Origin of the sequence: Vibrio sp. HENC-03, assembly GCF_000305755.2 — a bacterium.
GTDB lineage: Bacteria > Pseudomonadota > Gammaproteobacteria > Enterobacterales > Vibrionaceae > Vibrio > Vibrio owensii.
Map to the genome: position 1 here is coordinate 1 of NZ_JH976095.1, position 12,745 is coordinate 12,745.

Below are 12,745 nucleotides of genomic sequence, written 5' to 3' on the forward strand. Positions count from 1 at the left end.
CGTCACCTGCGTATCGGTGTAATCCACGCCACCGTCTGCTGTGCCATCGGCGAGTGTCATGCTGACTATAGAGTCTGTATCACTGGCATTACTTAGCGTTACATCAAATGTTCCTGCTTCGCCTTCATTAATGAGGTCGTTAGAAATAGAAGCAACAAGTTGAGCGTCGTTGTCGATAATAGTCGTAGTACCTATTGCCGGGACACCTTGAACATCCGTAGCACCTGATAGGGTAAATGTTTCTGCATTTTCTGTAAGCTCGTCATCAGTAGTACTCATGGTGACGCTATATGCCGAATCGTTTGCTGGCACTGTTACAACAAAACTACCGTCAGGCTCCACATTAATAACTTCAGTGGTATTATCCTCATAAGTAATAGTAACCAGTGTATTGGTGTAATCCACCCCACCTTCCGCACTTCCATCTGCAAGGGTCATATTCACCACTGTAGGGGTTGTACTTACATTACTTAAGGTAACGTCTAAAGTCGCGACTTCGCCTTCATTTACAGTGGTACTGGTAATAGATGTAACAGTTGGGCGGTCGTCGTCTGGATCTGGGCCTGGACCGGAGCCATCATCAACAATAGTCGCGGTACCAGTATCTGCTCCTTGAACCGCACCAAGACCGGTTACATCTACAGTAAAGTTTTCCGGACCTTCAAAGACTTCGTCATCAATTGATGCGATTCGGACATCAAACTCTGTCAGTCCTGCAGGTACAGTTACCACGCCATCGTTTGGTACCGCTAACCAACCTGAACCGGTGTTGTACTCTAGTGTGCCAAGGTCACCGACTTCTGTGTCACCAAGATTAAGGCCAAGTTCTACCTGAACATCGTCTTCGGAAGCATTAGTTAACGAAACAACAAAGTTAGCGGTGTCACCTTCGTTAATGGTGCCAGCATCACTGATAGATACCGTTGGACGGTCGTCGTCTGGATCGGGTCCAGGGCCTGTATTGTCATCCACAATAGTCGCGGTACCCGTATCTGCACCTTGAACTGCACCGAGTCCAGTCACGTCTACAGTGAAGTTCTCTGGACCTTCAAAGACTTCATCGTCAACCGAAGCGATTCGGACTTCAAACTCTGTCAGCCCCGCAGGTACAGTTACCACACCATCGTTTGGTACCGCTACCCAACCTGAGCCAGTGTTGTATTCAAAGGTGCCGAGATCACCGACTTCGGTATCACCAAGATTAAGGCCAAGTTCAACTTGAACATCGTCTTCGGAAGCATTAGTTAACGAGACAACGAAGTTGGCGGTATCGCCTTCGTTAATCGTGCCAGCATCACTAATAGATACGCTTGGACGGTCATCGTCTGGATCGGGACCAGGACCTGTATTGTCATCCACAATAGTCGCGGTACCCGTATCTGCACCTTGAACTGCACCAAGACCGGTTACGTCTACGGTGAAGTTTTCTGGACCTTCAAAGACTTCATCGTCAATCGAAGCAATTCGGACATCAAATTCTGTCAGACCAGCTGGCACGGTTACCACACCATTGTTTGGTACATTTAACCAACCTGAGCCAGTGTTGTATTCAAGAGAGCCAAGGTCACCGACTTCGGTATCACCAAGATTAAGGCTAAGCTCTACCTGAACATCGTCTTCGGAAGCATTAGTCAGTGAGACAACGAAATTGGCGGTGTCGCCTTCGTTGATCGTGCTAGCATCACTGATGTACACCGTTGGGCGGTCATCATCTGGATCGGGACCAGGGCCTGTATTGTCATCCACAATAGTCGCTGTACCAGTGTCAGTACCTTGAACTACTCCAAGGCCAGTGACATCTACCGTAAAGTTCTCTGGACCTTCAAACACTTCATCATCAATCGACGCAATTCGAACATCAAACTCTGTCAGTCCTGCAGGTACAGTTACCACACCATCGTTTGGCACAGCCAACCAACCTGAGCCAGTGTTGTATTCAAGTGTATCTAAATCGCCAGCTTCGGTATCACCGAGATTAAAGTCGAGTTGCACTTCAACTGGCGCCTCAGAAGCGTTAGTTAACGAGACAACAAAGTTAGCGGTGTCACCTTCGTTGATGGTGCCAGCATCACTGATGGATACTGTTGGGCGGTCATCATCCGGGTCAGATCCTGGCCCTGTACCATCATCCAGTATCGTTACAGCGCCGCTTTGTTCTCCATTTTGATTGAGTGTCGAACCAGACAACTCAAAGGTCTCTGCTCCCTCAAAAATGTCATCGTCCGTTGTATTGATAGTCACACTATAAGTGGTGTCATTTGCAGGAACGGAGACTTCAAAACTGCCGTCTGGATTCACATCAATCACCTGCGTACTGTCATCTTCAAACGTGATTGTCACCGATGTGTTCGTGTAATCAATACCACCTTCAGCAGTACCATCTGCAAGGTTCATGATTACCGTCGTATCTGTTGTACTTGGGTTTGAAAGTGTCACGTCCAGAGTGGCTGCATCACCTTCATTTACAGTGGTGTCAGTGATGGATGCGACAGTAGGTCTGTCATCATCTGGGTTTGAACCAGGGCCAGAACCGTCATCTATGATCGTAGCGACACCAGTCGCGGGTTCTGATTGCCCCTGCGTTCCTCCAGTTAGGGTAAAAGTTTCGCTGCCTTCAAAAAGGTCATCATTGATCGTATCTACTGAGATATTGAAAGAATCATTGCCAGCAGGAATCGTAACCGTGAAAGTACCATTTTCATCCACGTTTACTGCTTCCGAACTTCCATCTTCGAACGTAATGGTCACAGCGGTATCGTTGTAATCAGTTCCACCCGTAGCAGTATCCTCACTAAGTGAAAACACAATATCGGTCTGCTGCGGCAATGGTTGATCAAGTGTTATGTCGAAAGTGGCTTGTTGTCCTTCACTTATCGTTGGACTAGATATCTCTTGAACAACGGCTTGTGCAGGAATGATTTGCTCGCGAATAAATTCCAAGAGCGAGAGCTCTTGTGTCTCAGACAAAGCAATCGCGGTACCGACCGTTTCAAAGTCAGTGCTTGCCAAAGATTCAGCCCCCGTCCGATCAACTGCCCCTGTAGTTTGAGGGCTGGAGCCCGATGATTCACCAGCCGCCGTTTCGAAGTCTCCTTCTAACTGCGCTGGGTCTTCGCCCGCTGCGATTGCCTCAATCAGTGCGGTGATGTCATCCGTGACATTTATTGAACTGCCATCAGGGGTCACCTGCTCGAAATTTAGCTCTGAAGTATCCGAGACTTCAGTAATTATTAACTCTCCAGGTGCTGGTAACTGCCCTGGTTCCAAAGTCTTTATTTCCCCATCGACTCCAATAACCACAATATTGGTAAATAACGAGCTAAAGGCCACTCTATCCATAAATCACCTCACCGACGCCAGAAGACGTCAAAAGTTTGTCACCCCAACAAATACGACTATAGTTTAGTCAAATCATTTGTTTTTCGTTGAACGTAAACACGTAGAAGTAAGCAGAAACTTTGGAGGCGGAGTTTGCTTTGCTGGAGCGTCAAATTGCGGTGAAGAGCGCTATGATATTAAGAATTCGAGCTTTTCTTGCCAAAAGAACCGTTAGCGGAATGAGCAACATTTCTCATATGTGCTAAGGTTTTATAAGGCGAGTTACTGGATTTTCTGAATAAAAGCCTAGGGTTAGCAGGAAGTTGATCATTAAATCGACACACGACTGTTATTTATGATGTTTTGTCTCACTCTTGAGATGGAATATCAAAAAAGGAATACGAATTTTCTAGGAGAACCACCGTGAAATGGAATCAACTGAAAATAGCTTGTTGCTGTAGTTTGATATTATCTCCATCCGTTTTCGGTCAAACTTTAGAGCAAGCGGTAGCACTAACGCTCAAAAACAACCCAGACATTAAAAGTGCATTTAATGAGTTCAACAGCCGAAAATACATAAATGAGGCGGCTTCGGGTGCTTACCTACCTTCAATCGATCTTGATGCGGGCATTGGCTACGAAGGTCTTGATCCATCTGATGAAGTCGGTAGAGGGGATACTGACTACACAAGAAAAGAGGCATCGGTAACTTTAACCCAATTAATTTGGGATGGGAGCGCGACACTCAACGATATCGATCGAACGGCTGCAGATGCAGAATCCGTTAGATTTCAACTCTTGGCAGATGCCTCTGACACGGCACTTGAGGTAACAAACGTGTACCTTGATGCGGTCAAAGCCTATGAAATTCTAACACTTTCCGAAAATAATCTAGCAGTACATAAGAAAATTTATGCGGACATTAAGAAACGCGTCAATTCGGGAATTGGGTCGACAGCAGACTTAACCCAAGTTGAAGCTCGTTTGGCAAAAGCGCATGGTAACTTAGCGGCCGCACAAAATAACCTCTTTGATTCTCACACAATGTTCACACGACTTGTCGGGCAAAGTCCTCAAGGTTTGATTTTCCCAAGAGCTGATGAAAATTTTCTTCCATACACAATTGACGATGCCATTGGTTTAGCTTTTGAGGTGCACCCTGTGATTCAGGTAGCCCTTGCGGACGTTGACTCAGCGAAATTCCAATATAAACAATCAAAAGGGGTTAACTACCCTACACTCTCTATCGAGGCTTCACAAACGTGGCGTGATGATGCTGACGGTTTAAAAGGCAGAAGTGATGAGACACTCGCCATGCTGAGACTTCGTTATAACCTCTACAATGGCGGTAGCGACGCAGCAAACTCTGAAAATTTTGCCTACCAGCTAAACAAAGCAAAAGACTTACGTGAGGGAGCATATCAAAACGTAGAGGAAGGATTGAGACTTTCTTGGAGTGCTTTGGACTTAACCCTGCAACAAAAAGAATTCTTATCAGACCATGTAGACTCTGCAGCAAAAACTGTCATTGCTTACGAGAAGCAATACCGCATCGGTAAGCGTACATTACTAGACTTACTCAACACGGAAAACGAACTTTTTGAAGCTCGTAAAGATTATTTGGATGCGAAATACGCAGAGCAATACGCTAAGTACCGTGTTATGAACGCAACTGGACAACTGCTTAACTCATTGCGCATCGATATTCCGCGAGAGTGGCTAGAGAAAGTGGAGTATTAATATGAAGATAATACCTATTTTTTTCACGGTTTGTTTGATTTCAGCATGCAGCGGTTCTAACTCAAACAGAGTAACAGGCGATGAATATGAATACATAGAAACGCCGAACGCTAACCAGATTGCCGACTTAATCGACGATGACAGCGATGGTGTTATCAACGCTCGAGACCTCTGTCCAGGAACTCCGGAAGGTTCGGAGATCGATAATGATGGCTGCGGTGAATACGCGAAATCGTCTCAAGAAATGCAGATTCGAGTCTTATTCGCAAACGACTCTTCTGACATCGACCCTGTTTTTGCTAAACAAATCAGTGATCTTTCTGACTTCTTAAAAGAATACCCTACAACATCAATCGAGTTGCAAGGTTATACGAGCATTACTGGCACTGATGAGTATAACCTCGCTCTTTCAAAACGCCGGGCAGAGAGTGTAAGACAAGAGTTGATTAACAACGGCATATCTCCAGACCGTCTGCGTATTGTTGGCTTTGGTGAAACCAACCTAGCGTCAACAGGAACTGATGAAACAAGTCATGCGTTAAACCGACGTGTAACAGCGACAGTGGTTGGTTACAAAGGCGAAATCAAGAAGGAATGGACTATTTTCTCAACCCTACCTAAGAGTTAGTGTCTTGTTCTAATCATTAATAAAAAGGTCTAGCATTTGCTAGACCTTTTTAGTTAGTACTACAAAGCGGAAGGAGCATACTCGCCCCTTCCTTAAATCGACTAACTCATATCGTTGTTGATTTTCAGTAGATCGTTAAGAATGGCGCTACCATCTGCCGATGATAAAGAACCATCACTTAAAAACTCACTGTACTGGCTCTTGCCGCCTTCAATCACCACTTTTTGACTCGCCGAGCCATCCGATTCAGATATGGTCAGAATCAAGTTATCACCATCTGCTTCAAGACCAATCTCGTTATTTGCAAGCAAACTATCAATCGAGTCTGAGTCGTCAGTATGAAGTAAGTCAGAGATATCGATCTTGTCTTCACCTTTCGTGAAGTCCTTGATCGTATCTATCTCACCATCACGAATACCTGTTCCGTCATCAACGAATTTGAAGATGTCCTCACCATCATCTCCGATAAGAATATCATCACCCGAGCCTCCAATCAGAATGTCATTACCGGACCCACCTCGTACGGCGTCGGAGCCTTCTCCGCCATCTAAGATGTCGTGCCCTGTTCCTCCGAACAATATGTCAGAGCCTTCTTCACCAAAGATTACATCATCTCCAGCGCCACCATGACCAATATCCAAACCAGCTTTGCTTTGTGACTCAGCTTTCAATGCCTGATCTTGATCGTTAGCAGTATCGGTAAGGTTATTGAGTGCAGTGTTAGCAAAATCATTTAAGACTGATGCAAACTCGTTTTCTGGAATATCACCGTCTTGCTCTTGAACATGACTTTCGCCTAAGTAAATGGTGTCATCGCCATCACCCAAGAAGACTTTATCGTTGCCTATACCTACATCAATACTGATGCCTGTATTTGAGTCGTACTCATACTGACCATGCTGCTCTGGTTTTCCAGCGTTCGCGATAGCTGCGCTTTGTTGCCAATCAAAATCACCATATCCTGAACGATAAGCAACGGAATCAATCATATCGTCATCAGCTACAAAATCTGGAGATTGAGTGGTTACTGTTACTGTTGCAATACTACTCTCAAGTCCATCGCTATCGATGGCGATATAATCAAACTCGTCTTCAACAGCATGAGAGGCACTCGTTTCAAGAGCAACTCCAGCCAACGTAAAGCCCGCATTGTTTTTGCTCGATTCAGGTACTAAACGTATCTCATCATAAACACCAGAAAAGGCGATCGTCGCATTTGCTTGGTGAGTGCCTGTTTCTATTAGCGTTAACTTTTCTGTACCAACAAGGATCCCATCCTTAAATAAATGAGCATCGATATACGAAGCTGGCCCATTATTACCGTTTCCATTAAATTGCTCATTTAAGCTCGCAAGGGATAGCGTGGCATTTTCAATATATCCTCTCTCTGCTGAGATGCTGATGTATTCACCCAGGTCTGTTTCATCACCTACCCCATTAGCATCCCTGTCAGCCGCGACATAAAGGCCTTCTTGATGAGCAGCATGGTCGTATTTGATAACTTCATTTCCAGAGCTATCAAACGCACCATTGGTCATTACACCGCCAGAGATAACAATACCTGCAAGTTTCAGCTCTGCTGCGCCAGATTCGTTATTTTTTAAACCTGTAGAATCGAAATCAGAGTCATTAACATTAAATGACTGACTAACCGTAGGAGAGTTCTCTAGTTCGTAAACAACATTTTCCACGTCATCAATCACAGAGCCTTTCGTTAATAACGTCTTGTTTCCTAGGTCATCTACATAGTACAACGAGCCCTCTTTAGGGACAGACTCTATACGGACAAAAGTGGTTTTATCATCAGATTGAGACTCATCATCCTCTTTATCGGTTGCATGTGTTTGGAAACTGAAACCAACAAATTTAGTATCTGAAGTAACAGTGAAGTCATTCGCTTTTGGCGGTTCATTGTCATCTTCACCAGACGTAGGGTTTTCTCGCACTTCGACATTAATACTAGCGGTGGTCTCAGCCGTTAAACTGCCGCCAACATCACTATGATCGCCATGTTCATCATCTTTGTTGGTATCACGCTCAGTTGACGTCGCAATAACAGTAATGGCAAATACCCCAGCATCTTGCGCTTTGACTTGTAGGTTAGACAAATCCCATCCCGTAACGTCTATGCGATCATCTTTGTTCTCTTGTGTAACAACATAGACATTTGCACTGTCACCTTCACCGTCTTTAAGTACTGAGCCGACGGGAATCCCTGTTAACTCGACTTTCAAACTTTCGGATTCGTCCAAACTATCTTGAAGTGATGCGTCTATTTCACTGAGCTTAATGAACGAGTCTTCGTACCCCAAGTTATCTACTGCAGTGAACTTGATATTATCCATGATGGCGCCTGTCGAGTCGGCTTCATCGGCTTCAAACAATAAGCGATACTTACCTGACTCCTCGACTGGGAGCGTGATCGATTCACCTTGATACCAACCATGAGTAGTCGGGTCGAAGTCATAGAGCTCTACTTCACTACCATCAATCGGATTACCCTGATCATCCAACTTAATCAGAGTCACCGACATATCAGACGTATGTGCCTTATTCGTTCTGGCCGCAATATCAAATTCAAAGTTGTAAAAACGTCCGGCAACAAGGTCCATATCGGTGTATAGAATCTTGTCTCCTACCTCACCTTCAATCTCCATTACTTGGTTTGTTGAATTACCTGGCAGGTATGTACCTTCAGTTCCGACTTCAACATGTTGACCAGGGTTTGAGGTAAACCATTGTCCAACTGTGCCAGCACCCTCAACTTTGTTGATTTCAATATCGCTATCCCATGAGCCTGACTTAATGGTGACATCTTCAAAGTCAATCGCCGCTACTTGTGCAAAACCACCAATGTTTAGTATCGGCTTATCCGCATCGGGATGAACGTCAACGCTTATGCTGCCCGTCTCTACGATATTATTGCTGTCGTCTTTCGCAACAACTGAAATATCAAAGTTAACGTCACTATGCTCCGGAGCTTTGACTTTCACGGAGCTAATGTCGTCAATGCTAACGACTATTGCATCAGCACTATTAACCACGGATGCTTGTCCATTAATTTCGATAGTAGAACCTTGCGGAATACCACTTAACTCAATAGTTGTGACTGAGGTTTCAGCATCATTAATGACAATACCAAGATCAATGAAATTATCTTCAAGGCCCACAACGTTTTGTAGCGAAAGCTCTTCTTCTTGCGTGACTGCAACTGAAACTATCGCCGGTGCAGAAGTGTTAATACCATCTGAAACAAGCACTTCAATAACACGATCCTCTTCGTCAGGGGTATCGCTAGTGTTTATAAAACGAGTCGATTGCAAGAATGATTCAAACTCTGCGGCAGAAACATCTCCCGAAGGATGTGTGATTTGCAGAACGACCTCTCCGTCAATCATCGCTTTATTTACTGTAAACACACTGTTTTCGTCCCAAGTAAGGTCATCACCTTCTTTTGGGTTAGTCAGAGTGATTGTCATTGTTCGAATGGTGTCTTTGTCATCAAAAACAGCAGCATCAATAGTTGCGAGTCGAGCTTCGTCACCTTCTACGTAACTTGAACTGTAATCAACACCACTCTGGTCACCATTTAAGTCAACAAGCGGCGCCTCATTATCTAATATTGTTGCAATCCCTGACTCAGCTTGTTCTTGGTAAGAGGTTTTTCCAGATAAACTAAATTGCTCTAAGTTGTCAGAATGCTCGTCTTGTATTGTTGCTACTTCAACTGCAAAAGAACCCAAACCCTCTGGCACTGTAACAACAAATTTGCCATCAATGACTTCGACAGTATCAACTTGTTTATCATCGCCACTACCAAATACGACGATGACACTTGAGACATTAAAGTCTTCACCACCTTTTGCTGAATCGTCATTAAGAGACATTGCCACTGTAGTTTCTGATTCACTTGTATTGGATAGCTCGACGATGAATTGTCCTGCGGATCCCTCTTCGACGTCAAAGCTAGAAATACTCTCGACAATTGGACGATCGTCGTTACCAGTTTGAGGGCCATCAATATCAGGATCGGTTCCATCATCGACAATGCTCGAGTGAGCAGAATCAAAATTATTCGCTACATAGCCACTTTCATCGGTTACGACTAATGTGAAGTCTTCACTACCTTCAAACACCACGTCATCTTGCGTTGCCACTTCAATGAAAATTTCCGATGCGCCTGCTGGTATTTCAACGATAGGTTTACCTGTCATCGAATCAATAGTTACCGGAACTTCAACTCGTAGATCATCACCAGTTGGTTGTGGATCTAGATAATACGCAGTAAACAATTCAGAAAGGGCTTTAAAATCTTCAATTTCTGCTGAGTTTTCAGAACCATCAAGTGCTAGGTTTAGCGAGATATTGATATCCTCACTCGATGGGTTGGTTAGAGCAACTGAAAATACTGCTTTAGAACCTTCAGCAACGTCGCCTAAACTAGTGACACTAAGGTTCAAAGCCTCAGCATTGACAATAGTGCCACTGCTCGATACATCACCGACTTTTATACTGTAGTCTTCATCAAGTTCGTGTACGCCATCAACAACGGTTGGAATAAGCACTGTAAAGTCTTTCACGCCAACTGGAATAATGAGTTCACCTGCATCTTTGTCATACTTAACACCGTTGGTGAACACGACATCAGTAAGATTGACATCATTTTCACTGGCGTCATCACCTAACTGTCCAAACTCAATATCTAGGCGCGTCTCTTCAAGAGCACCTGAATCTAAGCTGACTTTAAATGCCAATTTGTCACCTTCAACAACTTGGTTCGATAACAAATCGATGCTTTCAACCACCACTTCTACTGGCTCTGGATTTACAATAACGCTCACTGATGCGGTATCAAACCCACCTCTGTCATCCGTTATCTGGTATTGAAAATCGGTCTGTCCGACAAAATCGCCATTTAAATCAAAGTAAACAACCCCTTCTTTGATGTAAGCTTCGCCTTGTGACTCGCCATATACATAGGTAATACGGATGCTATCACCATCTAAATCCGAGTCATTGGCAAGGAGTTCTGAGACTGGAATTTCAAGCACACCACCCTGGTTGACCGCATATGCCCCTTCACTAGAAGCTTGGAATCCAGTAACAAAGTAGTCTGATGAGTCGTTGCCTTTTGCAGGAACATCAACAAAATCAGTTGCTTCAAAGACGATTTTATCAAAAGCAATAGGTTTCCCATCTTTAGTTAGGTCAACCGTGTACTCTCCTCTGTGGTTTCCATCGTTTGCCACAAAGGTATCGCTCGCAACGGCGACACCATTAAGGTAAGCCACCCACTTACCTTGCTCATGGTTTCCGGCTTGATCACCTTCATCTTTGTATAAATTTGAAACCGTAAAGCTGAACTCAGTCGCTGGTTTATCGAGATCAATAACGAACTGCTCAGACTGACCCGTTTCACGATTAAACTGTAGCTGAGCCTCTTCACCACCATTTTCATGACCAGCCACACCACGCTTCTCTCCGTCCTCAGTAACAAGCCTCGTTTCACCGGCATAATTTGCACTGATAGCTGCACCTTGAGACGTCCATGAGCCTTCGTTGAATGAACCTAGCTTAACCTCAAAGCCTACTGGATCGTTTTGTGCGTCTGGAGCTTGGTTTGTCTCTTCAAACGTAACAGTCGAGACATCACTAAAGTTGCCATCGCTGTCTAGCGCTCGATAATCAAAGCTATCACTCAAGCTCGTTTCAACTGAGCGAAGCTCCCAGTTTCCCTTACCTTCTGTAGTCAATTCTATACTGGTGATTTCTACATTTTCAGGAAGGTCAAACCCTTCAGATGGAATCGTTAATGAATGGAACAGGTCACTATTGCCCGAAGATTCTTTTTGAAATTCAAATGTTTTGCTACCACCTTCGTAGTTCACGGTGATAACGACACTCGATTCATTGGCATTACCTAAGTCTTTTTCAAAGTAACCACCCAAACCATCAAGGCCAAGAGTTACGCTATCTGCAGGTCGGCTATCAAATTCAATAATGAGCTTTTCACCTTCATTGACACCCTGCTTGCCACCCACACCAAGACCATAACCGACATGATTTGCGCTCTCATCACCACTGTATTGAGTAAGTTTTCCGCCTTCACTGCGAATAGTGACAATGTCACCACCATCCAGCTTAAGCTCGCGCGTATTCGCGTTCACCTTTTCTCCCCAATTATAAAAGTCAGAGGTACTCGAGCCGCTATCCGGTTGACCTAAAGGTTGAGTATCGGCATTACTATTAATGCCAAGTGAGAAGCCTTCTGAATGATTATCTGGCTGATATTCAATGAGATCAGGGTCAAACTTGGTGTATGTCGTATCGCCTTCACCTTGATAAAGATCGGCTTCTTTAATCTCTACGCCATTGTGGAAAAGCGTCCCATGCTCAGGTAGCTCAGTGATCACAACGTGGAGCTGCTCATTTGCAGCATCATCTTCTTCGTCAGAGATATGGTCTTTCTCTTCACTTTCGTGATCAAAGATAACCTGAGTGCGATTTCCACTAGACACTTCGACAATGAAATCCTCAGATTTAGGAGGGTTGTCTTCATCATGAATATGAGCTGTCGCGCTATCTGTACGATCACCAGTAATTAATGCCGAGGTTGTTTCAACATTGAGCGTAACGGACTCCTTATCTTCGATGAGGCTATCGTCCTTCACCTGAAGGTAAACTTTGAGCTCCGTTTCCCCTGCGGCAATCTTCAATTCATCGGCCGTGATTTCACGGTAGCCACCATTACCGTCAGCAACAAGGTACGTCGCGTCGTAGTCAACATCAGAAGTCGCCGTACCACCCGTTGATAGGTTGAGCGCGACATCTTCACTGACTGGCTCACTGAGGCTGATCGTGTACTCAAGGTAACTGCCATCACCTTCGGTGACATCGCCGCCCGCACTCACCGTCAGCTCTGCGGTTGCGTCTTTGTCGACACCGTTTGCTTGGTCATCAAGGATGTTCGCTGTCGCGCTGTCAGTCTTGGTGCCAGTGACTTTACCGCTGGTCGTCGATGCGGTCAGCTCAACGCTTTCAGCGCTCTCAGTCACCGCA

General features: G+C 44.7%; 4 protein-coding genes. 2 read left to right on the forward strand and 2 right to left on the reverse strand.

What is annotated here, in order from left to right; genetic code table 11:
- The coding region (locus tag VCHENC03_RS17215) for a beta strand repeat-containing protein (RefSeq protein WP_009705419.1) at window positions 1-3,339 on the reverse strand (3,339 nt) is incomplete at its 3' end.
- Window positions 3,340-3,741: 402 nt separating this feature from the next.
- Between VCHENC03_RS17215 and VCHENC03_RS17210 the strand changes: the two genes are divergently transcribed.
- Together VCHENC03_RS17210 and VCHENC03_RS17205 are read left to right on the forward strand one after the other, a co-directional pair.
- Complete coding sequence (locus VCHENC03_RS17210) at window positions 3,742-5,058, forward strand: TolC family outer membrane protein (RefSeq protein ID WP_009705420.1); 1,317 nt, start codon at window positions 3,742-3,744, stop codon at window positions 5,056-5,058.
- A 1-nt stretch (window position 5,059) separates the two neighbouring features.
- On the forward strand, window positions 5,060-5,686 hold the full coding sequence (locus tag VCHENC03_RS17205) for an OmpA family protein (RefSeq protein WP_009705421.1): 627 nt from the start codon (window positions 5,060-5,062) through the stop codon (window positions 5,684-5,686).
- A 101-nt stretch (window positions 5,687-5,787) separates the two neighbouring features.
- Here VCHENC03_RS17205 and VCHENC03_RS27775 read toward each other — a convergent pair.
- On the reverse strand, window positions 5,788-12,745 hold a 6,958-nt coding region (locus tag VCHENC03_RS27775), incomplete at its 5' end, for an Ig-like domain-containing protein (RefSeq protein ID WP_198158283.1).

Excerpts from the sequence above, each read along its gene's own strand:
- VCHENC03_RS17205 (WP_009705421.1), top strand. The coding sequence starts at position 5,060 with ATGAAGATAATACCTATTTTTTTCACGGTTTGTTTGATTTCAGCATGC.